Here is a 23,457-nt window from a genome sequence, read left to right on the forward strand (position 1 = left end):
AGGGCAGAGTCATGCAGTGGGCGGACACCTACATCAGCGGAGTGGGAGCCTTCCTCCCCCGGACGGTCAGCGTCGAGAAGGCAGTCGCCAAAGGCTGGTATCCGGCCGAAGAGGTCGAACTGCACAACCTGGCCGGGGCGGCGGTGGCCGGTGACCTGCCGGCTCCGGAGATGGCTCTGCACGCGGCGCAGAGCGCGCTCAAGCGCAGCGGGCGGGCAGCGACCGACCTGGATCTCCTTCTTTACGCCTCGACGTGGCACCAAGGTCCGGACGGCTGGCCGCCGCATTCCTACCTGCAGCGCCATCTGGTCGGCGGGGACGTTCTGGCCACCGAGATCCGGCAGGGCTGCAACGGGATGTTCATCGCCTTGGAACTCGCGGCGAGCTACCTGGACGCCGCTCCCGGCCGGCAGGCCGCCCTGCTGGTCGCCGCCGACAATTACGGCACCCCGTTGATGGACCGGTGGCGGATGGGTCCCGGCTATATCGGCGGGGACGCCGCCAGCGCGCTCGTGCTCACGAAGGAGGAAGGTTTCGCGCGCCTGATGTCGGTCTGTACGGTGACCGTGACCGAGGCCGAGGAACTGCACCGGGGCACCGAACCCCTGTTCCCTCCCGGCGTCACCGTCGGCCGCCGGATGAGCTTCGGGGCCAGGAACGAGCAGTTTCGGCAGCAGGTCATGCCCCGGGGCGAGAGCACGGCGGCACTGTTCAAGATCCAGCGGGCGCTGGTGGAGGTCGTCGAGCGCGCGCTGGCCGAGAGCGGGATCGAGGCCCGCGATCTCACCCGGGTGGCCTTCATGAACTACTCCGAAGAGATCGTCGAACAGCGCTGCATGGCGGCGCTCGACCTGCCGATGTCCCGATCGACCTGGGACTACGGCCGCACCATCGGCCACTGCGGGGCCAGTGACCAGGTCCTCGCCCTCGACCGGCTGCTGGTGACCGGGCAACTGGGCCCCGGCGACCACCTGCTGATGCTCGGCACCGGCCCGGGAGTCACCGTCTCCAGCGCCGTGATCAAGATTCTCGATACGCCCGCATGGTCCTGAAACGTGGTCATCGAAGGGAAACAAGCGATGGTCGATAGTTCGAGCGGAGTCCGGGTGGAACCGGTGGCGGTGGTCGGGATCGGATGCCGCTTTCCCGGCGACGCCGACTCACCGGAGGGATTCTGGGACCTGCTGTGCGACGGCCGGAACACGACCCGGCCGCTGCCCGCGGAACGCTGGCGCCCGTACGAGAACCGCAGTCCCGAATACGCCGCCGCGCTACGCCACGCCGTACGGCACGGCAGCTTCCTGAGCGACATCGAGGGCTTCGACGCGGAGTTCTTCGGCCTGTCGCCCCGGGAGGCCGAACTGATGGATCCGCAGCAGCGGATCCTGATGGAGACCGCGTGGGAGGCCCTGGAGCACGCCGGCCTGCCGCCGCGCGAGCTGGCCGGCACCGACACCGGGGTGTTCATCGGGATCTGCACCGACGACTACGGACGCCGCCTGCTCGAGGACCTGCCCCAGATCGAGGCGTGGACCGGGATCGGCGCCGCGACCTGCGCCGTCGCCAATCGCATCTCCTATTCCCTGGACCTGCGCGGGCCCAGCATGGCGGTGGACACCGCGTGCTCGGCGTCGCTGGTCGCGCTCCACCTGGCCGCGCAGAGCCTGCGGCTCGGCGAGAGCGACGTCGCCCTCGCCGGCGGGGTCAACCTGCTGGCGACCCCGGGCGAGACCCTCACGCTCGGCGCCGCCGGAGCCCTGGCCCCCGACGGGCGGTCCAAGTCATTCGACGCCACGGCCGACGGCTACGGGCGCGGTGAGGGCTGCGGCGTGATCGTGCTCAAACGGCTGTCCGACGCGCGCCGCGACGGTGATCGGATCCTCGCGCTCGTCATCGGCAGCGCCGTGAACCAGGACGGGCACACCAACGGCATCATGGCGCCGTGCGGGGCGGCCCAGGAACACGTGATGGTCCGGGCCTGCCGGCAGGCGGGCATCTCACCGGCCACGGTCGACTACATCGAGGCGCACGGGACCGGGACCCGGCTGGGCGACCCGCTCGAGGCGGGCGCGCTGTCCTCCGTGTACGGCACGGGACGGCCCCCGGGCGACCCGTGCCTCATCGGCTCGGTCAAGTCCAATATCGGCCACCTCGAAGGCGCCGCCGGCATCGCCGGTGTCATCAAGGCGGTGCTCGCCCTCGGCCGCGGTGAGATCCCCCCGAGCGTGCTGACCACCCCGACCCCGGCCATCGCGTGGGAGACCTCGGGGCTTCGCGTGGTGACCGAACGATCGGCCTGGCCGGATCGCGACCACCCCAGCCGGGCGGGCGTCTCCAGCTTCGGGTACGGCGGCACCGTCGCGCACATCCTGCTCGAACAGGCTCCGCCGGCTCCGGAGGAGCCCCGGGGCGAGGGGACGGGGCAGCGCCTGTTCCCGCTGTCGGCCGCGTCAGAAACGGCGCTGCGGCAGTACGCGGGCACGCTGGCCGACCGGCTGGACGGGCTCGACCTGGCTTCGGTGGGGCACACGCTGGCGCTCCGGCGCTCGCATCTGGGCCGTCGAGCCGTCGTGATCGCGGCGGACAGGGACGAGTTGACGGCCAACCTGCGCAGGCTCGCGGAGGACCTGCCGGCCGAGGCCGTCCTCACCGGGGACGTGCTGCCCGTGCCGGGCCCCGGACCGGTCTGGGTGTTCTCCGGGCAGGGATGCCAGTGGCGCGGGATGGGGCGGGACCTGCTCGCCACCGAGCCGGAGTTCGCGGCCCTGGTCGACGAGGTGGAGCCGATCTTCGCCGCGGAGATCGGCTTCTCTCCCCGGCAGGTCCTGGCCGAGGGCGATCTGGACCGAATCGACCGCGTCCAAACCATGATCTTCGTGATGCAGCTCGGCCTCGCCAGGCTCTGGAGCGCGTACGGGGTGGTCCCGAAGGCCGTCATCGGTCACTCCGTCGGCGAGATCGCGGCGGCGGTGACGGCCGGCGCGATGAGCATCTCCGACGGCGCGCGCCTGATCTGCCGCCGGTCCCGGCTGCTGCGCCAGGCCGAGGGCAAGGGGGCCATGGTCATGGTCGGCCTGCCTTTCGAGGAGGCGGCCGAGCGGCTGGCCGGCCGTACCGACCTGGTGGCCGCGATCTCGTCGGCGCCCGCATCCACCGTGCTGTCCGGCGACGTCGCCGCGGTCGAGGCGGTGCTGAACGAGTGGCCGGCCGAGGGCATCATGGTGCGCCGGGTGGCCTCCGACGTCGCCTTCCACAGCCCGCACATGGAGCCGCTGGCCGTCGAACTGGCGGCGGCCACCGCCGATCTCTCGTTCGGCGCGCCCCGCATTCCCATGTACACGACCGCGCTGCCGGACCCCCGGTCGACGCCTGTCCTCGACTCCCAGTACTGGGCGGCGAACCTTCGGGACCCGGTACGGCTGGCCGCGGCCACGACGGCCGCCGCGCAGGACGGCTACCGCGCGTTCCTGGAGATCTCACCGCACCCCGTGGTCGCGCACTCCATCACCGAGACGCTCGGGGAGACCGAGTTCGAGGACGTGTTCGTGGGCACGTCACTGCGCCGGAACCAGCCGGAGCGATCGACCTTCCTCGCCGCGGTGGGCACGGCGCACTGCCATGGCGTCGGTGTGGACTGGAGCCGGCTGCAGCCGTCCGGCGGCCTGGCCGCCCTGCCGCCGTACGCTTGGCAGCGCCGCCGCCACTGGCGTGACTCCTCCACCGGCGCGGACGAGAACCGAGGGCACGACGTGCACTCCTACACCCTGCTCGGAGCCGGGACGAGCCTCGCGGGCAGCCGGACGCGGGTGTGGCGGACCAGCCTGGAGGACGCCAACCGGCCCTACCCGGGCAGCCACGCCGTCGGCGGGGTCGAGATCGTGCCCGCCGCCGTGCTGGTCAACACGTTCCTGCACGCGGTCGAGGACGGCACCCTCACCGATGTGGAGATGATGCATCCGCTGATGACCGCGGAACGCAGGCAGATCCAGGTCGTCCACGAGCCTCCCGGGTTCCGGCTCGCGACGCGTACACCGGCCGGCCCCGACGAGCCGGAACCCGCCTGGCTGATTCACGTCACCGCGTCCGTGGCGGCCCCGGGCCAGGTGATGCCCGACGTGCTGCCGGACGCTGACGCGACCGGTCTCACCCCGATCGACACCGGATTCGTGCACCAGAGGCTGGCCGCCGTCGGCGTCCCCACGACGGGCTTCGAATGGACGATCCAGACGCTGCTGAGCGGAGACGGAGTGCTGCGCGCCACGGTCCACACCCCGCAGCCGGTCGAGGCGCCGCCGACCTGGGCGCCGGCGCTGGACGCGGTGATGTCCGTGGCTCCCTGCGTGTTTCCCGGCGATCCGGTGCTGCGCATGGTCGTGCACATCGACGAGGTGGCGCTGACCGGCAAGCCGCCGGAGACGGTGATCATCGAGGCGGCCGTCGACCCGGCGGCCGACGACACGGTGCTGGCGCTCCTGGCCGACGCCGACGGCCGTGTGGTGGGACACCTGTCCGGACTCCGCTATCCGGTGATCGACGCGCCCGCGGCGACCGAGGAGGAGCTCCGGGAGCCCGCGGAGTCGTTCGCCAACCTGCCGCCGGAGGAGCTGCGCGAGTTCGTCCTGATCGAGGTGCGCGCGGAGATCGCGGCCGTGATGAGGCTCGCTCCGGAGGACCTGGCGATCCGGCGTCACCTCGTGGAGCAGGGGCTGGACTCGGTGATGACCGTCATGGTCAGGCGCCGTCTGGAGAAGCGCTTCGGCTGCCGTCTCCCCGCGACCTTGCTGTGGCAGCAGCCCACCATTTCCGCGATCGCGGGTCACCTGGTGGATCTTCTCGCGACGATGAGACCGGTCGCCGAAGCGGAGGCCGTTCTTGAGACCGTGCCTGCGATCGGGGGTTGAGGGCGTTGCGGCGTCAGGATCGGTCAAGCAGGCGGGCGGGCTCCCGTACCGTCATGGCGGCGATCGTCTCCGCCGGGATGCCGCGGCGGGCGAGTTCGGGCACCATCCGGCCGAGTGGATGGGCGAGCCCGCCGCCGCCGTAGCGGGTGAGCTGGATCTTGGTCCAGGTGGAGCCGCCGATCACCCACCGGGCCGCCGGGTACGCGCCGAGGAAGTCCACGAGGAACTCCAGCCGTTCCCGGTCCGACGGGTTCTCCACCCGGCCGAGGTGCTGGAATTCGGTGCCGAAGCACATTTCGAGGGTCGCTCCGGCGGCGGACAGTTCGGCGAGGTACGGCACGTCCAGGAACTCGTCGCAGTTGGTGAAGAGCACCTTGTCCGCCGCCGTCCCCTGCCCGGTGAGGAGTTCGATGACGTCGATCCCGGATCGGGCGTCCGGGTCCAGCCGGACGGTGACGGCGGCTCCGGTCCGGGCCGCCGCCCGGGCCGCGGCGCGGAGCCGGGCGCGTTCGACGCCGGTGACCGTGCCGGTGGTGCCCATGATGCCGAGCAGGCCCGCGCGGTAGCCGGTGCCCGGCACGTGGTCCTCCAGGGCGCCGGTCAGGTGCTTTTCGAGTGCGGTCTCGTCGAGCGCCGCGGCCCACTCGGGCAGCACCGAGGACAGGTAGATCCCGTACGCGGCCACGACGTGGACCCCGGAGCGGCGGGCCAGCTCCGGCAGGCGGTCGTGCCCGGGTCCCAGGCCGACGCTGGTGGCCTCGACGACGGTGCCGACGCCGGCGGCCCGGGCCAGGACGAGCTCCTCGACCGCCGTGTCCGCGGAGTCCAGCCGCAGGTTGTCGGCCAGGGCGAGCGCGTTCCAGCGCAGGTAGCCGAGCATCTCCGGGCGCACCTCGGCATGCGTCGGCGCCGGCTCGGCCACCCCGTCCCGGCGCAGGCCGCTCGCGTCCAGGAGCAGATGCTCGTGCATGTCGACGGCGCCGAGCGCCTCGGCGGGGACGGGTCCGAGCACCGTCTCGATCACGCGACCACCAGTTCCTGCGCGTCATCTTCCTGTACGTCGTCCGCCGTCGCGGCGATCACATGCACCCGGTCGGGGTGGGCGCAGCCGAGCCGGACCCGGCTGCCGTCCAGGAGGGTGGCGGCGTCCGTCTGCGGGGGCAGCGAGCACACGACGCGCCCGCCGGCGTCGCTGACGACCTCGAGCCGGAACCGCGAGCCCTGGAAGCTGAGCAGCCGCACCACGCCGGAGACCGACCACGCGCCGGCCGGTTCGGTTTCGGTCAGGACCCGCAGGTCTTCCGGGCGGATGACGGCGGTGCCGGTGCGGCCGTCGGTGACGCCGTCGAGGAGGAGTTCGCCGTCGCGCGCGGGGAACAGGTTGGCCTCGCCGACGAAGCGGGCGACATACTCGGTGGCGGGTTTGCGGTAGATGTTCTCCGGCGTGTCGATCTGGACGAAACAGCCGTCCCGCATCACGGCCACCCGGTCCGACATGGTCATCGCCTCGGCCTGGTCGTGGGTGACCGAGACCGTGGTGATGCCCACCTGCCGCTGGATGCGGGTGACCTCCACCTGCATCTGCTCGCGGAGCTGCTTGTCGAGCGCGGCCATCGGCTCGTCGAGCAGGAGGATGCCGGGACTGGCGGCCAGGGCGCGGGCCAGCGCGACACGCTGCCGCTGGCCGCCAGAGAGCTGGGCGGGCCGCCGGTCGATCAGCTCTCCGAGCTGGACCAGTTCGAGCATCTCGCGGGCGACCCTGGCCCGTTCCGCGGCGGGGCGGCGGGCGGCGCGCAGCGGGAAGGCGACGTTCTCGCCGACCGTCATGTGCGGGAAGAGCGCGTAGGACTGGAAGACGACTCCGACGCCGCGTTTGCGCGGCGGGCGTTTCTCGACGTTGGTCCCGTCGAACGCGACGTGGCCGCGGTCGATGCCCTGCAGGCCGGCGATGACGTTGAGCAGCGTCGACTTGCCGCTGCCGCTCGCGCCGAGCAGCGTGACGAACTCCCCGGGCTGGGCGTCGAGGCTGACGCCTTTGAGCACGTGGTTCTGGCCGAGGGTGACGTGAACGTCCTGGACGGAGAGCGCGACGGTCATGCCGTTGCCTTTCGCCGGAGCCGTGCGGCTCGGTTGCGCCGGTTGGACACGAGCTGGGCGCCGCCGAGGACGACGATCGCCAGAAGCGAGACCATCGTCGAGGCCGCGGTGAGCTCGGGGGAGAACGCCTCCTGCGAGGCCGTGAACATCTTCAGGGGCAGGGTCTGGGTGCCCGGCGGCAGGAGCAGCACGGACAGGACGACCTCGTCGAACACCACGGTGAAGGCGAACAGGGTGCCGCCGAGGATGCTGGGCAGCAGCGGCGGCAGCTCGATCCGCCAGAGGATCATGGGCCAGGACGCGCCGAGGGTGCTCGCCGCCGGCCGCAGCGACGGGTCGCCGCCCGCGAGCGCGCTCGACACCAGCGCGAAGACGTACGGCACCGCGAGCAGGGTCTCCCCGAGCACCAGGCTGACCAGTGTGTCGTCGAGGAACGGCAGCTGCCGGTCGACCGACCAGAGCCCGACCGCGTACGCGATGGGGGGCAGCGCGATCGGCGCGATGAACAGGGTGCGCACCCACCGCTGGAGCGCGCGGGAGCGGATCCGGGTGAGGCCGAGCGCGCCGAGGGTGCCGAGCACCACGGAGGCCGCCGTGGCGATCACCGCCACCACGACCGACAACCAGAACGAGTTCAGCCACTGCCGGTCGGTGAGCACCGTCTCGTACCACTGGAGGGAGAACCCGGTCGGCGGGAAGAGGATGAACGATCCGGACGTCCACGAGGTGGCGACGACCACCAGGAACGGGACGAAGAACAGCAGGCTCGCCAGCAGCCCGACGGCGATGACGGGCGTCCGGTACCAGCCGATGGCGCGGAGAAGTGAACGGTCGTTCATCCGGTCAGCCCCACTTCTCGCTGACCTTGAACAGGCGGTCGGCGACCAGGTAGATCGCGATGGTACCGCCGACCAGCAGGATGCTCATCGCGGCGCCGAGGTCGGGGCGGCCGGCGGTGCGCAGCTGGCCGGAGATGATGCCGGAGACGGTCATGTTGGTGGGGCCGCCGAGCAGCAGCGGGGTGACGTAGAAGCCGAGCGCCATGACGAAGACGAGGACGCCGCCGCTGATCATCGCGGGGGTGATGGCGGGGCGGATGATGGTGCGGAAGGTGAGCAGCGGTCCCGCGCCGAAGACCGCGGCGGCGTTGAGCTGTTCGCGGTCGATGGCGGCGAGGGCGGAGGCGATGGGGAGCACGGCGAACGGCAGCATCACGGCGACCATCGCGGGGTACATGGCGACGGCCGTCTGGTAGACCCCGAGCGGCTCGTCCATCAGCCCGAGCATGTCGCCGAGCCAGAAGATCGCGCCGCGCGGCAGTTCGAGCAGCATCCAGCCGAAGGTCCTGACCATGATCGAGGTCCACAGCGAGAGCAGCAGCGCCGCGACCAGCAACATCTTCAGCCAGCCCGGTGAGACGGCGACGGCGGTCGCGTAGACGGTGCCGAGCAGGACGGTCAGCGCGGTGACGACGAACGCCATCACCACGGTCCTGGCCAGCGAGTCCAGGAAGACGGGCATCGTCAGGGCGGTGGCGAAGCTGTTGTCGCCGGTCTCGTTGTCGAGGGCCCGGATGACCAGGGCGGCCAGGGGCGCCCCGAGGGCGACCACGAAGAAGGCCAGCGGCGGCCAGAGCAACCAGCGGGCCTCCGCGCGGTCGCGCCCCGGTTCGTGCCGGTCCGCCGGGGCGGCGTGCTCCGGGGGAGCGAGTGCCGTGGTGCTCACCGCGACCCGCCGGGCGTCGCGTGTGATCGCTTGCGGGGTGGGGTCACTACGCGTTCTCCTTAACGAGTCACGATGATTGAGGATCCAAAAACATGGATGTCGGATCCGAAGCTACTGGGCGTGCGTATCGGCCGTGTTACAGCTCGGCCTCACGCGCGGCGTCCCGGCTCTCGAAGGTAGGCCACAGTTCGACCGAGTTGCGCCGGGAGAGGCTGGTCACGCCCATGGTGGCACGGGCGGTCGTGCCGATCTCGGGGCCGAACACCTCCAGGAACAGATCGGACATGCCGGCCGCGACCAGGTGGTGCTCCTCGAACGCCGGCACGGCGGCGACGAACACCTGGACCCGGGGGATGGCGGTCACCTCGTCCAGGGAGCCGATGGCGTACCTGACCATGCCGAGGCAGTTCACGGCCGCCTGCCGGGCGGAGAGGTAGCCCTGCTCGACGGTGAGGCCGGCGCCGAGGACGCCCGGGTGCAGGCGTTCGCCGTCCCGTGACTCCGAGGTGATCCCGCCGAGCAGGACCAGGCGCCCGGATCGGTGGAACGCCTTCACGGTGCCGTAGCGCTGTCCGTACGGCGGGTCGGCGTAGTCGGGGATGACGAGCCCGAGCTCGGCCACCCGCTGCTCTGGGGTCAAGTCGGTCACAGTACTCCTCCAAAAGCGGACGGAACCCCTATTATTGGATCCCAAGTTGGCGATTGGGAATCCATAATTCGGACTTCTTGGCAGCGACGCCCCCGCGCCACCCCCTTCTCAGCCCGACCGGAGGTATCGCATGGCTGCGCTCACCAGCGTCAACAGCGTGACGGGACCGATCGCACCCGCCGAACTCGGCGTGACCCTGCCGCACGAGCACGTCTTCATCAACATGCTGCGGACCGCCCCCAGGGACGGCCTGCTCAACGTCTGGGAGGAGCAGGAAGCCGAGCTGCGCCGGTACGCCGAGGCCGGGGGGACCACCATCCTCGACGTCACCAACGGCGAGCTGAGCGAACTCGCCGCGCCGCTCTTCTGGGGCGAGGAGCAGGGACTGGAGATCAGTCCGCACCAGGACCCGGTCACCGGCTCGAGGTCGCCCGCCAACGTGCTGGCCACCAAGGCGATGGCCGAGACCGTCGGGCTCGCCGTGGTGCTCGGCACCGGCCACTACCACGATAGCTACCTGCACAGACAGTGGTTCGAGAGCACGCCGACCAACCGGCTCGCGGACTTCCTGATCCGCGACCTCGTCGACGAGATCCCGGGCACCGGTGTGCGCGCGGGCTTCCTGGGCGAGATCGCCGCCGACCACGCCCACGTCACCACGGCCGAGGAGCGCTCCTTCCGCGCCGCGGGCCGGGCCGCGCGGGAGACCGGCGTCATGATCAGCACCCACGCGCCGACCCACCCCGTCGGCTTGGCCCAGCTCGACATCCTGACCGAGGAGGGCGTGCCGCCGGAGCGGATCGTCATCGGGCACGCCGACACGGTCAAGCACATCCGCTATTCGCTCGAACTCGCCCGCCGGGGCGTCTTCGTCCAGTACGACTGCCTGATGACCTGCCGGATCGGCGGGCACCTGGTCATGCCGGAGCTGGAACGCCGCATCTCCTATCTGCTCCAGCTGGTCGACGCCGGATACGAGGATCAGATCCTCCTCTCCCAGGACGTCTGCGCCCGCTCGCACCTGCACCTCAAGGGCGGCCCCGGCTACGCCTTCCTGTTCACCGACTTCTTCCCGCTGGCCGTGGACCGCGGCCTCGACCCCGGCCTGATCCGCAGGTTCACCGTGGACAACCCCCGCCGGGCGCTGTTCGGCGGCTGACTCGTTCAGTCCGGAATCGCGGCCGGCGCCCTGCCGACGAGGCCGAGCACCGACTCGATCGCCGCGCCGATCGCCAGGAGCCGGGCGTCGCCGCGCGACGGGCCGACCACCTGGAGGCCCACCGGCAGCCCGCCCTCGGTGAAACCGCCCGGGGTGACGAGGGCGGGATGGCCGGTCGCCGTGATCCGGTTCGCGACCAGCTGCCAGCGGAAGTAGCGGTCGAAGCGCACCCCGTCGATCTCGGGCACCCATTCCAGCTCCGTAGGGGGAGGAGGCACCGGGGTCGCCGGCAGCACCAGCGCGTCCACCTCCGCCAGCAGGCGGGCGGTGTCCCGGAACAGGTCGGTACGGCGGGCGAACGCCTCGGCGAGCGCGCTCGCGCTGGTTCCCCGGCCCTGCTCCACGTTGCGCAAGAAGTCCTCGCGGTAGTCCGCCGACCGGGCGTCGACCCTTTCGTGGCCGTAGGAGAAGAACTCGAACATCTCGATCGTCTCCCAGGCTCGGTCGGCGTGGGAGAAGTCCGGTTCGCGGTCCACGACGACCGCGCCGGCGGACTCCAGGGCGGCGCGGGCCCGCGCGTGCGCGGCGCGGATCTCCGGGTCGATCGGGAGACCGCCGACGTCGGCGCTCCAGGCCAGCCGGAGCCCGCGCAGATCGAGCTCGTCCAGCCGGGCCAGCCCGTACGGATCCTCGATCCACGACAGCGGCCACCGGGGGTCGTGCCCCGCGATCCCGCTCAGCAGCAGGGCCGCGTCGGCCGAGTCGCGGGCCATCGGGCCGAGCACCCCGTGCGGGCTCCAGGCGTTGCCGGGACGGCCGCTCGGCACGGCTCCCGGGGTCGGGCGCAGGCCGACCACGTTGCAGAACGCCGCCGGGTAGCGGATGCTGCCGCCGCTGTCGGAGCCGTCCGCGATCGGCAGCATCCCGCTGGCCACGGCCGCCGCGGCCCCGCCGCTGCTGCCCCCGGCGTGCCGGGAGAGGTCCCACGGGTTGCGGGTGGTGCCGAACACCGGGTTGAAGGTCAGGGTGCCGAGGCCCATCTCGGGGGTGTTGGTCTTGCCGATGATGAGCGCCCCGGCGCCGCGCAGGTGTTCGGCCAGCACGCTGTCGCGCGCCGCGGGCGGGGCGCCGGAGTGGACCGCGGAGCCGTGGACCGTCGGCAGGCCGGCGACGTCGACGAGGTCCTTCACCGCGGTGGGCAGCCCGTGCAGCGGGCCCAGCTCGTCCCCGCGGGCGACGGCGCGGTCGGCTTCCTCGGCCATCGCCAGCGCCGTCGCCCGGGGCAGCGGCGAGACGATCGCGTTGAGCACGCCGTTGAGCTGGTCGATCCGGTCGAGGTGGGCGCGCATCACCTCGACGGCGGAGACGCGCCGCTCCCTGATGGCCGCCGCTAGGTCACGCGCCGACTGGCGGTGGAGCGCGTCGGGGGAAGTGGTCATGTCATGACTCCCGGTAGACGGTCCGGCCGCCGACGTCGGTACGGAGCACGCGTACCGAACGCAGGTCGGCGCCGAAGGCGGTGGGGTCGCGGTCGACGGCGATCCAGTCGGCCAGGCAGCCCGCGCGCAGGACGCCGCGGTCGCCGCCCGCGAACGCGGCGTCGGCGGCGGAGCGGGTGTATCCGGCGAGCGCCTCCGCGGCGGTGATCGCCTCGGCCGGGCCGAGCGGTTCGTCCCGGCGGTCGACGTGCCGGGTCACCGCCGTCCACATCAGCTGCCAGGGGTCGAATGGGAAGAACGGGCCGTCGGAGCCGAGGACGACCCGGGCCCCGGCGTCGAGCCAGGACCGGAGCGGGTTGATCGTGTCGGTCCGCGCCCCCAGCTCGCCGGCGAGCCGCGCGCCGTTGAACCAGGTGATGGAGGGCTGCGCGCTCGCAACCAGACCGAGCGCCGCGGCCCGGGCGATCGTGGCGGGGGCGACGTCGAGGTAGCCGTGGATGATCTGGAAGCGGCCGTCGCGCAGCGAGCGTTCCCCGGCCGCGCGGGCGAGCAGGTCGACCACCTTCGCGACGGCGCCGCCGCCGACCGCGTGCACGCCCATCGACCATCCGTACTCGATGCAGAACCGGGCGAACCTGGTGAAGTCCTCATCCGAGAGGAGCTGCCGTCCCGGCGACCCGGTGGACGGCCACGGCGCGTCGAGCAGCGCCTCCCGCTTCAGGCCCTCACCGTCGAAGTAGACCTTCACCCCGCCGATCCGCAGCAGGTCGTCGCCGAACCCGGTGTGCAGGCCGAGCCCGCTGAGCCGTCCGATCGCGTCCTCGACGGCCGGCGCCCGCGGCGTGCCCAGTTCGGGGTACGGCATCGCCGTCACCCGCACGGTGAGCTCGCCGCGCCGCCACGACTCCTGGTATCCGCGCAGCTCCGGGTCGGTGACCGCCGGATCGATGACACCGGTGATCCCGAGCCCGTGGATCAGCGGCTGGACCCGGCGCAGGGCGTCGGCGCGTTCCGCGGGGGATCGGGGGACGTCCCACCCCTCGCCGTGCCAGTCCCTGGCCATGATCTCCAGGAAGCCGGGGACGTCCGGTTCCGCGCCGGCCGCGTCGTGCCCGAACTTGAGCGCCGCCCGCGCCAGGTGCAGGTGGGCGTCGATCAGGCCGGGCAGCACGGCGCCCGCGTCCTGCCTCTCGATGGCGGCCTCCGGGTAGGCGGCGCGCACCTCCGCGAGGGATCCGACGGCGGCGATCCGGTCCGCGACCACGGCCATGGCCTGCGCGACCGGCCGCTCGGGATCCATCGTGACCAGGTGCCCGGCCACGATCACTGGCGCTCCGGCGGTCATCGGCGTCCTTCCTCGATCAGTTCGCCCGCGCCGTCGGCACGGGGGTCGCTCGCGGCGTCGAGCCGGGTCGTCCCGTCTGGCGCCACCCGGTGGCGGGTGAGCTGGACGTGGCCGGCGATGTCCTCCGGGCCGGCGCGTTCGTCGACCGGCAGGTCCCTGGATCGCGCCGCGGCGAGCACCGCACCGAGGCCGGGCTCGGCGACCAGGGTGGTGCGGTCGTGCCCGAGGTCGACGTCGCCGACGACCCAGCGCGGCCGGGCCAGCACGTCGGCGGGATCCTGCTCGGGGTCGGCGAGCAGGACGGGGGCGACCTGCGCCAGGATCCACGGCTGGGCGCGCCCGCCCTGGCAGCCGATCGCGAGCACCCCGGTGGGGGAGTCGACGATCAGCGGGCAGAGCGTGTGCGGCGGCCGGGAGCCGGGGGTCAGCCGGGCCGGGCTGGCCGGGTCGAGACTGAAGGCCGCGCCGCGGTTGTGCAGGACGATGCCGGTCCGGGGTTCGAGCAGGCCCGCGCCGAAGGTCTGGAACACACTCTGGATCAGCACCACCGAGAGCCCTGAATCGTCGCTCGCGGAAACCGCCACGGTGTCCCCGTGGGCGGGCGGCTCGGACCACGGAGTCGCCGGGCCGGGATCGTCCCGGGAATCGAGGGCCAGGATCGCCGGGATGTTCACCGGGGCCGTTCGCGGGTCGCCGAGGTGGCGGAGGCGTACCTGGACGGCCCGCAGGCAGGCGTCGAGCAGGGCGGTGTCGCCACCGGCCGCGGCCGCCACGCCGAGCAGGAGGGGTCCCGCGGTCGGGGGCGGGGCGGCCCACCAGGTGTCCGGGCCGAGCCGGGTGGCCAGAGCGGGCACGACCTCCGCGTGGTGGGCGGCGAAGTCGGCCGCGGTGTGCAGGCCGCCGGCGGCGCGGAGCCCGGCGACCAGGCGGTCGGCGATCTCGCCGTGGTAGAAGCTCGCCGGGTCGTCGGCGAGGTGCGCGAGAGTGCGGGCGAGGGCGGGCTGGGTGAACCGTGCGCCGGTCGCCGGCAGGTCGCCGTCCGGGGCGAAGAGGGCGCGCAGGCCTGGGTCGGCGAGTACGGCCTCGGCCCGGCTGCCGAGCGCGCGCCGCAGCCCGGCCGTGACGGTGGATCCCCGTTCGGCCAGCCCCTGGGCGTACCGGAGCGGATCGCTCAGCGGGAGCCGGGCGCCGAGGCTCGCCAGTGCCTGCCAGCCGGCGACGACACCGGGGACGGTGACGGTGTGCGGGCCCTGGCGCGGCATGGCGGGGCCGGGGAGGCCGGTTGGGGTGAGGGCGGCGGGCGCGGCCCCGGCCGACACGACGGCATGAACGGCCGCCGACCCCGGGCCGTCCGGTCCGGGGAGGCGGACCAGCGCCACCAGGTCCCCGCCGAGCGCGCACTGGTGCGGGTAGACGACAGTCAGGGCGGTGGCGGCGGCGAGGGCGGCGTCGAGCGCGTTGCCGCCCGCGGACACCGCGTGCCGCCCGGCGTCGACCGCCGCGCGATGTGGTGCCGCAAGGGCAACTTTGGATCCGATCGTCGTGCTCATGGATTCAGTATGCGGAGAATCACGTCAGAACGGGATGAACATTTCCTAACTGTGTTGATAATCGACACATGGATACAATCGGGGTCGACTCGGACCGCCGCGGATGAGGCGAGACGGCGCGCCGCGCTTCTCGACGCCCGCATTCTGGCTGATCTTCGTTTCGTCCGCGCTCAGCAACGTCGCGTACAGCACCACGGCGCCCGTGCTGCCACGCTACGTGGTGGAGGTGCTCGGCGGCGGGCCCGCCCTGGTCGGATCGCTGGTCGGGCTCTCCCCGATCGCGTCGCTCGTGGTCCAGCCCTTCGCCGGCGTGCTGGCCGACCGGTACGGCTACCGCGTGGTCTCGGTGGCCAGCGGCCTGCTCGCCTCCGTCGGCGTGCTGTTCCTGCTCGTGTCGGCCACCGTCCCCGGCGTGGCCGCGGGCCGGGTGCTCTTCGGCGCCGGTGGTTCGGTGATCGCGACGGCGCTGATGGCCTGGGTGCTCGCGATCGTCGCCCCCGAGCGGCGCGGGCAGGCGCTGGGGGTGTTCGGCCTCGGCGTGTGGATCGGGCTCGCCCTCGGCCCCGTGGTCGGCGAGAACACCTTCCATCTCGCCGGGTTCGGCGCGGTTTGGCTGGTCTGCGGGGCGCTGCAACTGGGTTCCGTGGCCGCCGCCCTGGTCGTCCGCCAGCGGGCGGACGGGTTGCCGCCGGAGGAGGCCGCGGTGGTGACGGGGGAGAACTTGGCCGGGGGCGCGGCGGGCCCCACCGACGGCTCGCCCAGTGCGCCCGGTGTGCCCAGTGCGCCCGGCTGGCGGGTCGCGGTGCGGTCGGTGACGCGGGCCGGGGTGGTCGCGGGCCTGGTCTGGGCGACCGAGGGCGTGCTGCTCACCTACCTGGTACTGCACCTGGAGTCCCGGGGCGTCCGGCCGGACGGCGTGTTCGGCGGGGCGAGCGTGTTCACCGTCTTCGCGGCCTCGGTGGTGCTGGCCCGGCTGGCGGTCGGCGGGCTGCCAGACAGGATCGGCGCCCGGCGGTCGGCGGTGCTGGCGCTGAGCTGCGTGGCCGCAGGGCTGTTGGTGATCGCGGCGGCGGGGTCGTTCGCGATGGCCGCCGCGGGCGCGGTGGTGCTCGGCGCCGGGTTCGCCCCGTTGTTCCCGTCCCTCACCATGATCGCCACAGAACGGCTGCCGTCGAGCCTGCGCGCCACCGGGCTCGGCTTCTTCAACGCGTACATCGCCGTCGGCATGGCCGGGGGGTCGTTCGCCGGGGGCGTGCTGTCCGGCTGGTGGGGGGAGTGGTCGGCGTTCGTCGCCGCCGCAGCCCTGGCGGTGGCCGGGCTGGGCGTGCTCGCGACCGAGCCGGGGCACGGCCTGCGTGCCCGGCGCCCTTGACGGGCCCTGCTAGGGCGTCGCCACCAGCTCACGGGCGTCGAGCCACGCCGTCACCTCCGCACTGGTCACCAGCGCGTCGCGCTGGAGGTACCGGACGGCCTCCAGGGCGGCGTCGTGGGCGCGCTGCGAGGAGCCGCCGACGCAGTCGGTCAGCACCTTGACGTGGTAGTCGTGCTGGTGCGCGTCCACCGCCGTGTAGTGGATGCAGACGTCGGTCAGCCCGCCGATCAGCAGCACGGTCTGGGCGCGGTACGCCTTGAGCACGATCTCCAGCTCGGTGCCGAAGAACGCCGAGTAGCGGCGCTTGCGGATCAGGAACTCCTCGGGCCGCGGCCGGATGTGCGGCGCCAGCTCGGTCTCCGGCCAGCCCTCGACGCAGTGCGGCCCCTCCACGCCGTCCAGCTCACGCCCGATGTCGACCAGTGACGCCTTGTGGACCTCCTGGATGAACACGACGGGGACACCCTTGGCGCGGCAGTCGCCGATCAGCTTCTCGACCCGCGCGACCCGTTCGGACCGGCCGCCCATGTGCGGGATCTCGGTGCGGGAGTCCGCCTCGGGCACCCCGCCGCCCTGGATGTCGACCACGATGAGGACGGCGTTTCCGATGATCTCCATGAGGCTCCTTGAGGGTCAGACGTCAGATCTGGATCCTAAATCATCTTGCTAGGATCCAGAATGTCCATTTTCTTGAGGGGAGCCGGCATGGGCCTGAGCATCCAGGACGAGTTCATCCGCGCCAACCGGATCCGCGCTCTCGTCACCCCCGAGCTGCTGGCCGAGGCCCGCGCCGATCCGCCGCGCGCCAGGCGGTCCGCCGCGCTGGTCGAGGTGCTGGACTTCCTGCGCCGCAACCCCGACCCCGAGCTGCCACGGTACGCGGTGCTGCGCACCCCCGACGGCTTCGCGGTCGTCCGCCGCGCCCCGGTCCGCGGCGCGCCGCCGACGCCGGACGGCGACGACCGGCACACCACCCGCCGGGAGGCCGAGCACGCGGTGCTGCTGCGCAGGCTGCGGGACTACGGGATGCTGCCGTGAGCGGGCGTCCCGGGGTGATGGGGTACACCGACCGGATCTCCTACCGGCCGGGCGACGACGTGACCTGCTACGTGAGCACGCCCGCGGCCGAGTGGAGCGCCCGGCTGGTCCGGCTGCTCGCGCTGTCGATCCCGGGCGCGGGCGTGCGCCGCCGGGTCGTCCCGGTGCCCGGGGTCGCTCCGATCACCCGTCCGGGGGTCGCGCAGGAGACGGTCGTGGGCTCGTCCGTACGGGTCGACAGGTTCCCCGCGGCCGGACCCGCCGGGCTGACCGTGGCCGTCGCGGTGATGCCGACCCGGCCGGGCGCGGACGCCCAGACGGTGCTCGCGCACTGGGACGGGACGGCGGGGTGGACGCTCGGCCTGACCGCCGACGGGCGGGCGCGGCTCGTGGTGGGCACGGCGGCGGGCGTGACCGAGCTGGTCGCCGGGTCGCCGCTGGTGTCCGGGTGCTGGTACGAGCTGCGCGCCTCGATCGGCGGAGCCGCGGGGGCGGCGGTCGAGCTGGAGGTCGCCGCGTGCGGCACGTTCGAGGCCGACCGGGTGGTGCTGCCCCGCACCGCTCCGGCCCGGGCGGAGACCCGGCTGGCCGGGGAACCGCTGGCCCCCGAGGGCGTTCCGCTGCGCTGGGGGCGGCGGTCGGAAAGCGCCAGCGGAGAGGGGGACGAGCGTTACGACGGGCGGGTCGAGAACCCCGTGGTCGTCGGGCGGGCGGGGGTGCGCGGTGATCGCGGCGAGCTGGCGGCGCATCCGGACGTGGTCGCCGCCTGGGATCTGGCGGCGGGTATCGGGCCCGGGGGCGTCAGCCGTACCGGTCATGTCGCGGACGCCGGGCCGCACGGGCGGCACGGGACGGCGCTGCACCACCCGCAACGCGCGGTGACCGCGTCCCGGTGGACGGGAGACGTCACCGACTTCCGGTTCGCCCCCGGGCAGTACGCCGCGATCCACTTCCACCGGGACGACATGACCGACTGCGGCTGGCGGGATCCGGCCGTGCTCCGGCTGCCGTCCGACCTGCCGAGCGGCGTGTACGCGCTGGAGCTCACCGACAACGACGGCGCCGCCGACACGGTGCCGGTGTTCGTCCGCCCGGCCGAGGGCGCCCGCCCGGCGCCGGTGCTGCTCGTCCTGCCGACCAACAGCTACCTCGCCTACGGCAACGACCACGTCGGGGTGGACAGCCCGCGCACCCAGGTGTGGACCCAGCAGGTCCCGGCCCTCGACGACTTCGAGCTGTTCCGGGACGCCCACCGCGAGCTCGGCTACTCCCTGTACGAGGCGCACGCCGACGGCACCGGCGTCTGCTACTCCAGCTGGCGGCGCCCGCTGCTCACAATGCGCGAACGCGCCTACGACCACAACGCGCCGGTCTGGCAGTTCACCGGGGACATGCAGCTGGTCGACTGGCTCGACCGCTCGGGCGTCGAGTTCGACGTCGCCACCGATCGCGACCTGCACCGCGAGGGCGCCGGCCTGCTGTCCGGGTACGCCGTCGTCCTCACCGGGACGCATCCCGAATACCCGACCCTGGAGATGCTGGCCGCCTACGAGGAGTACGCGGCCACCGGCGGGCGGCTCTGCTACCTCGGCGGCAACGGCATGTACTGGGTGACCGGGGCCGATCCGCAGGACGAGCAGGTGATCGAGGTCCGGCGGTGGGGCGGCACCCAGGCCTGGCAGGCAGAGCCCGGCGAGTACCACCTGGGGTTCACCGGCCAGCAGGGCGGCATCTGGCGGTTCCGCGGCCGGGCGCCGCAGAAGACCTTCGGGGTCGGGTTCGTCGCGGCGGGCAATCCGGGCTCGGGGGCGCCGTACCGCCGGGTCGCCCGGGACCCCGCCACCGACTGGGTGTTCGACGGCGTCCGCGCCCGGGATTTCGGCGCCGACGGCGTGTCGGGCGGCGCGGCCGGACTGGAGATCGACTCGGCCGCCCCGCCGCTGGGCACGGCGGACGAGGCCATCGTGCTCGCGACCTCGGTCGGGCACGACGACGACATGCTGGAGGCCCGGGAGAACTTCAACATGACCAGCCGGGTGCTGGGCGGCGGGCGGAACCCGCGGGTCCACGCGGACCTGGTGCTCGTTCCCCGGGCCGGTGGGGGAGCGGTCTTCTCGGTCGGGTCCATCGCGTTCGCGGGGGCGCTGCGCGAGCTCGACGGGGATGTCAGCCGGCTGCTCGGCAACGTCGTCCGCAGGTTCGCCTCGGGGGCGCCGGTGCTCGACGAGCCCGGGTGACCGAAATCCGATACCTGTCCTTAACCTACGGATGCATCCTAGGTGCTTACATTGGATCCAAGACACCTCAAAGTGAATCCACAGCCCCGAGGTATCTGCGACACCGCAGCGTCCCGACTTGGAGGCTCGAAGCCTATGTCCGCTCCACGGCCGCTCCGTCCCATTCCCCCGCGTCCCACCCGTCGCCTGTTCTCCGCGGTGGCGCTGTCCCTCACCGCCGCGCTCGCGCTGAGCGCCTGCGGCGGCGACGCCGAACCCACCACGAGCGCCGCCTCCGGCACGGCCGCCCCGTCCGGCGGGCAGAAGCTGTCCGGAAAGGTCATCTGGGCCGACTTCGGCGGCCCCACCAACAAGGCCCGCCAGACCACCTACTTCGACGGATTCACCGGCGACACCGGGGTCGAGGTGGTCTCCACCGTCGAGGAGGACGCGCTCGCCGACACCATGCTCAACGGCGGCGCGGGCGACTACGACGCCATGCACGTCGGCCTCGACTACGCCTACAAGTACAAGGACAACATCCTCTCCCGGCCCGCCGGCGCCACCCTGGACCAGCAGTTGCCGGAGGACATCAGGGACAAGGCGTGGGGCACCTTCCTGGTCGGCCACGCCCAGGGCTACCTGACCAGCACCTTCCCCAACGGCGGCCCGCAGACCTGGGCCGACTTCTGGGACGTCAAGAAGTTCCCGGGCAAGCGGGCCTGGCCCGGCACCCCCGGCAGCTACGACAGCACCTGCGAGGTCGCACTGCTCGCCGACGGCGTCGCCCCCGACCAGCTCTACCCGCTCGACCTCGACCGCTGCACCAAGAAGCTGAACGAGCTGCGCCCGAACATGGTCTTCTACAACGCCTACCCGGAGATCCAGCAGCTGATCGCCTCCGGGACCGCCGCGGTCGCCCTCGGCCCGAGCGGCCAGTACGCCGCGCTCCGCAACGGCGGCCAGGACATCACCGTCTCCTGGAACCAGGCGGTCGTCGCGCCGAACGTGATGGTCACCCCCGCCAAGGCGCCGAACCCGGACAACATCTTGGCGCTCGCGGAGTGGATGAGCGACCCGCAGCGGCAGGCCGAGTTCGCGAAGCTGACCGGCTACGGCCCCGGCAACCCGGACGCGTTCCAGCACATGACCAAGGAGACCCTTGCCAACATCGTCACCGCGCCAGAACACGACAAGATCGTCTGGCAGAACTCCCTGGCGCGTGCGGAGCAGCGTGACGCCCTCCTCGCCTGGTACACGGGCTGGCTTGCCCAGTAGCCCGGATCCGGCCGGCCCGGCGACCGTGGTCGCCGGGCCCATCCGGACCATGGATCCGGCGCGCCCGCTGGCCGAGGCGATGCTCGTGGCCGGCGACCGGATCGCCGCCACGGGCGACCTCGCCGACGTGCGCGCCCTGGCGGGCGCGCACGTCCCCGTCCACCAGGCGGCGGGGCCCGTGCTCCCCGGCTTCATCGACTCCCACCTCCACGTGCTCACCGTCGGACTCGAACGCCGGCGGCTGACCATCTCGGAGGCGGAGTCGGTGGCCGAGGTGGTCGACCGGATCCGGGACTGGCTCGCGGCCAACCCCGGCCACGACTGGGTCGTGGCCGGGGCCCACTTCCACGAGGAGGACCTCGCCGAGGGCCGGCTGCCCACCGCGGCCGACCTGGACCCTGTCTCCCCGGGGGTCGCCCTCTACCTGGACCGGCGCACCCACGACGCGATCGTGAACAGCGAGGCGATGCGCCGCGCCGGGATCGGCCGCGCCACCCCCGATCCGCCCGGCGGGCGCATCGAGCGGACCCCGAACGGCGAGCCGACCGGCGTCCTGATCGAGCGCCCGGCGGCGGACCTGGTCTTCTCGCTGATCCCACCGCCCTCGGCGGAGGAACTGGCGGCCGCGCTGGAGGAGGCCCAGCCTCACCTGCACTCGCTGGGCGTCACCGGGGCCAGCGAGCCCGGCCTGTACCCCCACGAGATGGCCGTCTACCAGGACGCCTGGCGGACGGGCCGGCTCACCCTGCGGACCATGGGCATGCCGCTGGCCGACACCGACATACCACCCGAGCGGTTCCTGCGCGGACTCGGCGGGCTCGGGGTAAGGACAGGGTTCGGCGACGAGCTGTTCAAGCTGGGACCGCTCAAGGTCTACCTGGACGGCGCCGGCGGCTTCGGCACGGCACTGCTCTCCCGGCCCTGGCCCGGCACCGACGGATACCACGGCAACCAGACCTGCGGGTCGGAGACCTTCGAGGAACTCGTCCGGTTCTGCGCCCGCGAGGGGTGGTCGATGGCGGTTCACGCCGTCGGGGACGAGGCGGTACGGGTCGCCCTGGCGGAGTTCGAGCGGGCCGACGCGCAGTGGCCCATCCGCGACCTGCGGTTCTCGATCATGCACTGCTACCTCTGGCCGTCGGCGGAGAGCATGGCGCTGGCCGGGCGGCTCGGCGTGCTGCTCTCCACCCAGCCGGCCATGCAGTGGCGGGTGGCGGCCGGGATCGCCGCCCGGTTCGGGGCACCGGCCGCCGCCACGGCGCCGCTGCGGGACTGGCTCGACGCCGGGGTGACGGTGGCGGGCGGCTCCGACGGCCCGGACTTCCCGATGTCACCGCTGTTCGGCATGTGGCAGGCCAGGACCCGGCGGGTCCGCGGCCTCGAAGGACCGCTCGGGCCCGAGCAGGCGATCACCGCCGAGGAGGCGCTGCGCATGTACACCGTGGACGCCGCCAGGTACTGCTTCGCCGACGGGGAACGCGGGTGGCTCGCCCCGGGCGCGCTCGCCGACTGGGTGGAGCTCGACGCCGATCCGGTGGAGACCGAGGACGAGAAAGTCGCCGACATCCGGGTGCTCAGGACCGTCGTCGGCGGCCAGACCGTGTACGCCGGATGAGAGGAGGGACGCCATGCCCATTCACACCGTCCTCGGGCCCATCGACCCCGCCGAGCTGGGGCCGACCTCGATGCACGAGCACCTGCTCAGCGACCTGCGGTTGTGGAGCAGGCCGAGCGCGGAGCAACCCCCGCCCGGGGTCCCGATCGGCCCGGAACTCCTCGGCTACCTGCGCTGGAACGCCCTGTCCATCCCCGAGAACCTGGTGCTGCACGACCCGGACGTCGCGGCGCGGGAGCTCGCGGACGCCCGGGCGGCGGGCGCGAGCGCCGTCGTCGAGCTGACCCTGGAGGGCATGGGGCGGCGGCTGGCCGAACTGCCGGAAATCTCCCGCCGCAGCGGCGTGCACATCTGCGTGGGCGGCGGGTTCTACGTGGAGCAGACCCACCCCGGCCGGGTCCGCGCCGCGGACGTGGACGGCGTCACCGAGCTGCTCCTGGACGAGCTGCGGCACGGCATCGGCGGCACCGGCATCCGCCCGGCGCTGCTCGGCGAGATCGGCACCAGCTGGCCGGTGACCGACGGCGAGTGGAAGGTGCTCCGCGCGGCCGGCCGGGCCGGCGCGGAGACCGGCGCCACCGTCTACGTCCACCTGTCCTTCCGCGGCAAACCGGCCATCCCGGTGCTGGCGGCGCTGCTCGAGGAGGGCATGGACCCGTCGCGGGTGATCATCGGCCACCTCGACGAGTACTTCGACCCCGGCTACCACCGGGAGGTCGCGCAGGCCGGGGCGATGCTCGCCTACGACACCTTCGGCTCGGACTTCCTGTACGGCGACCCCGCCCAGCGGAACCCCACCGACGCGGAACGCTTCGAAATGGTGGCCTGGCTGCTCTCCGAGGGCTTCGCGGACCGGCTGGTCATCGGGGCCGACGTGTGGGCGCAGGCCAACCTCAAGCACAACGGCGGATTCGGCTACGACCACCTGTTCCGGCGGATCGCCCCGGGGATCACCCGGCTGGCGGGCGGGGACACGAAGGTCGTCGAACAGATCCTCATCGAGAACCCGCGCCGCCTGCTGAACCGGCCATAACCGCCGTGGCGGACCCGCTGGATACAAGAACACGATCAAG

The 23,457-nt window shown here is 72.8% G+C and carries 18 protein-coding genes; 9 read left to right on the forward strand and 9 right to left on the reverse strand.

Annotated elements, in window-relative coordinates:
• The first annotated feature begins 11 nt into the window (after window positions 1-11).
• Both Aple_RS01320 and Aple_RS01325 read left to right on the forward strand, forming a co-directional pair.
• Window positions 12-1,052, forward strand: coding sequence for a ketoacyl-ACP synthase III family protein (locus Aple_RS01320; protein ID WP_155342550.1), 1,041 nt, complete (start codon window positions 12-14; stop codon window positions 1,050-1,052).
• Between the two features lie 27 nt (window positions 1,053-1,079).
• Window positions 1,080-4,901 (forward strand): type I polyketide synthase, encoded by a 3,822-nt coding sequence (locus Aple_RS01325; protein WP_155342551.1) that lies wholly within the window; start codon window positions 1,080-1,082, stop codon window positions 4,899-4,901.
• Window positions 4,902-4,914: 13 nt separating this feature from the next.
• Here Aple_RS01325 and Aple_RS01330 read toward each other — a convergent pair whose 3' ends face one another.
• From Aple_RS01330 to Aple_RS01350, 5 genes are all read right to left on the reverse strand, one after another.
• The gene (locus Aple_RS01330) at window positions 4,915-5,925 is read right to left on the reverse strand and encodes a phosphotriesterase family protein (protein ID WP_155342552.1); all 1,011 of its coding nucleotides are present in this window, start codon (window positions 5,923-5,925) and stop codon (window positions 4,915-4,917) included.
• Window positions 5,922-6,998: an ABC transporter ATP-binding protein gene (locus tag Aple_RS01335; protein WP_155342553.1), complete on the reverse strand. Its 1,077-nt coding sequence runs from the start codon at window positions 6,996-6,998 to the stop codon at window positions 5,922-5,924. Before Aple_RS01335 ends, Aple_RS01330 begins: the two co-directional genes overlap by 4 nt.
• A complete protein-coding gene (locus Aple_RS01340; protein WP_155342554.1) occupies window positions 6,995-7,837 on the reverse strand; it encodes an ABC transporter permease in 843 nt (280 codons plus the stop codon). The genes Aple_RS01335 and Aple_RS01340 overlap by 4 nt, the downstream gene beginning before the upstream one ends.
• 4 nt (window positions 7,838-7,841) lie before the next feature.
• Window positions 7,842-8,723 carry an ABC transporter permease gene (locus Aple_RS01345; protein ID WP_155342555.1) on the reverse strand — a complete coding sequence of 294 codons (882 nt, stop codon included), beginning with the start codon at window positions 8,721-8,723 and terminating at the stop codon, window positions 7,842-7,844.
• A gap of 136 nt (window positions 8,724-8,859) precedes the next feature.
• Entirely contained in the window at window positions 8,860-9,372 is a 513-nt protein-coding gene (locus tag Aple_RS01350; RefSeq protein WP_218038048.1) for a RidA family protein, read from the reverse strand.
• A 130-nt stretch (window positions 9,373-9,502) separates the two neighbouring features.
• Here Aple_RS01350 and Aple_RS01355 point away from each other — a divergent pair, with 130 nt between their 5' ends.
• On the forward strand, window positions 9,503-10,531 hold the full coding sequence (locus Aple_RS01355; protein WP_155342556.1) for a phosphotriesterase family protein: 1,029 nt from the start codon (window positions 9,503-9,505) through the stop codon (window positions 10,529-10,531).
• Between the two features lie 5 nt (window positions 10,532-10,536).
• On the opposite strand, the gene Aple_RS01360 is transcribed toward Aple_RS01355, so the two are convergent.
• The 3 genes from Aple_RS01360 to Aple_RS01370 are packed head-to-tail and all read right to left on the reverse strand — an operon-like array spanning window position 10,537 to window position 14,865.
• Window positions 10,537-11,970: an amidase gene (locus Aple_RS01360; RefSeq protein ID WP_155342557.1), complete on the reverse strand. Its 1,434-nt coding sequence runs from the start codon at window positions 11,968-11,970 to the stop codon at window positions 10,537-10,539.
• Between the two features lies 1 nt (window position 11,971).
• On the reverse strand, window positions 11,972-13,315 hold the full coding sequence (locus Aple_RS01365) for an amidohydrolase (RefSeq protein ID WP_155342558.1): 1,344 nt from the start codon (window positions 13,313-13,315) through the stop codon (window positions 11,972-11,974).
• On the reverse strand, window positions 13,312-14,865 hold the full coding sequence (locus Aple_RS01370) for a gamma-glutamyltransferase (protein ID WP_155342559.1): 1,554 nt from the start codon (window positions 14,863-14,865) through the stop codon (window positions 13,312-13,314). The genes Aple_RS01365 and Aple_RS01370 overlap by 4 nt, the downstream gene beginning before the upstream one ends.
• Window positions 14,866-14,968: 103 nt before the next feature.
• On the opposite strand from Aple_RS01370, the gene Aple_RS01375 reads away from it, so the two are divergent.
• Window positions 14,969-16,237, forward strand: a complete 1,269-nt coding sequence (locus Aple_RS01375; protein WP_155342560.1) for an MFS transporter — start codon at window positions 14,969-14,971, stop codon at window positions 16,235-16,237.
• Window positions 16,238-16,246: 9 nt separating this feature from the next.
• Here Aple_RS01375 and Aple_RS01380 read toward each other — a convergent pair whose 3' ends face one another.
• Window positions 16,247-16,855: a cysteine hydrolase family protein gene (locus tag Aple_RS01380; protein ID WP_155342561.1), complete on the reverse strand. Its 609-nt coding sequence runs from the start codon at window positions 16,853-16,855 to the stop codon at window positions 16,247-16,249.
• A 60-nt stretch (window positions 16,856-16,915) separates the two neighbouring features.
• Between Aple_RS01380 and Aple_RS01385 the strand changes: the two genes are divergently transcribed.
• The 5 genes from Aple_RS01385 to Aple_RS01405 all read left to right on the forward strand — a co-directional run bounded on the left by Aple_RS01385 (window position 16,916) and on the right by Aple_RS01405 (window position 23,417).
• The gene (locus Aple_RS01385) at window positions 16,916-17,275 is read left to right on the forward strand and encodes a N,N-dimethylformamidase alpha subunit family protein (protein ID WP_155342562.1); all 360 of its coding nucleotides are present in this window, start codon (window positions 16,916-16,918) and stop codon (window positions 17,273-17,275) included.
• Window positions 17,272-19,512 (forward strand): N,N-dimethylformamidase beta subunit family domain-containing protein, encoded by a 2,241-nt coding sequence (locus tag Aple_RS01390; RefSeq protein ID WP_155342563.1) that lies wholly within the window; start codon window positions 17,272-17,274, stop codon window positions 19,510-19,512. The genes Aple_RS01385 and Aple_RS01390 overlap by 4 nt, the downstream gene beginning before the upstream one ends.
• 135 nt (window positions 19,513-19,647) lie before the next feature.
• Window positions 19,648-20,769, forward strand: coding sequence for an ABC transporter substrate-binding protein (locus tag Aple_RS01395; protein WP_155342564.1), 1,122 nt, complete (start codon window positions 19,648-19,650; stop codon window positions 20,767-20,769).
• Window positions 20,759-22,384, forward strand: coding sequence for an amidohydrolase (locus tag Aple_RS01400; RefSeq protein WP_155342565.1), 1,626 nt, complete (start codon window positions 20,759-20,761; stop codon window positions 22,382-22,384). The genes Aple_RS01395 and Aple_RS01400 overlap by 11 nt, the downstream gene beginning before the upstream one ends.
• A gap of 13 nt (window positions 22,385-22,397) precedes the next feature.
• Window positions 22,398-23,417 (forward strand): phosphotriesterase family protein, encoded by a 1,020-nt coding sequence (locus tag Aple_RS01405; protein ID WP_155342566.1) that lies wholly within the window; start codon window positions 22,398-22,400, stop codon window positions 23,415-23,417.
• The last annotated feature ends 40 nt before the right edge of the window (window positions 23,418-23,457 follow it).

Origin of the sequence: Acrocarpospora pleiomorpha, assembly GCF_009687885.1 — a bacterium.
Classification (GTDB): Bacteria; Actinomycetota; Actinomycetes; order Streptosporangiales; family Streptosporangiaceae; genus Acrocarpospora; species Acrocarpospora pleiomorpha.

Bases quoted from the DNA above. Each gene is read 5' to 3' on its own strand.
- Aple_RS01375 (WP_155342560.1), top strand. From the start codon at position 14,969: ATGAGGCGAGACGGCGCGCCGCGCTTCTCGACGCCCGCATTCTGGCTG.
- Aple_RS01335 (WP_155342553.1), bottom strand. From the start codon at position 6,998: ATGACCGTCGCGCTCTCCGTCCAGGACGTTCACGTCACCCTCGGCCAG.
- Aple_RS01320 (WP_155342550.1), top strand. From the start codon at position 12: ATGCAGTGGGCGGACACCTACATCAGCGGAGTGGGAGCCTTCCTCCCC.
- Aple_RS01340 (WP_155342554.1), bottom strand. From the start codon at position 7,837: ATGAACGACCGTTCACTTCTCCGCGCCATCGGCTGGTACCGGACGCCC.
- Aple_RS01355 (WP_155342556.1), top strand. From the start codon at position 9,503: ATGGCTGCGCTCACCAGCGTCAACAGCGTGACGGGACCGATCGCACCC.
- Aple_RS01380 (WP_155342561.1), bottom strand. From the start codon at position 16,855: ATGGAGATCATCGGAAACGCCGTCCTCATCGTGGTCGACATCCAGGGC.
- Aple_RS01395 (WP_155342564.1), top strand. From the start codon at position 19,648: ATGTCCGCTCCACGGCCGCTCCGTCCCATTCCCCCGCGTCCCACCCGT.
- Aple_RS01370 (WP_155342559.1), bottom strand. From the start codon at position 14,865: ATGAGCACGACGATCGGATCCAAAGTTGCCCTTGCGGCACCACATCGC.
- Aple_RS01325 (WP_155342551.1), top strand. From the start codon at position 1,080: ATGGTCGATAGTTCGAGCGGAGTCCGGGTGGAACCGGTGGCGGTGGTC.
- Aple_RS01405 (WP_155342566.1), top strand. From the start codon at position 22,398: ATGCCCATTCACACCGTCCTCGGGCCCATCGACCCCGCCGAGCTGGGG.
- Aple_RS01360 (WP_155342557.1), bottom strand. From the start codon at position 11,970: ATGACCACTTCCCCCGACGCGCTCCACCGCCAGTCGGCGCGTGACCTA.
- Aple_RS01385 (WP_155342562.1), top strand. From the start codon at position 16,916: ATGTCCATTTTCTTGAGGGGAGCCGGCATGGGCCTGAGCATCCAGGAC.
- Aple_RS01365 (WP_155342558.1), bottom strand. From the start codon at position 13,315: ATGACCGCCGGAGCGCCAGTGATCGTGGCCGGGCACCTGGTCACGATG.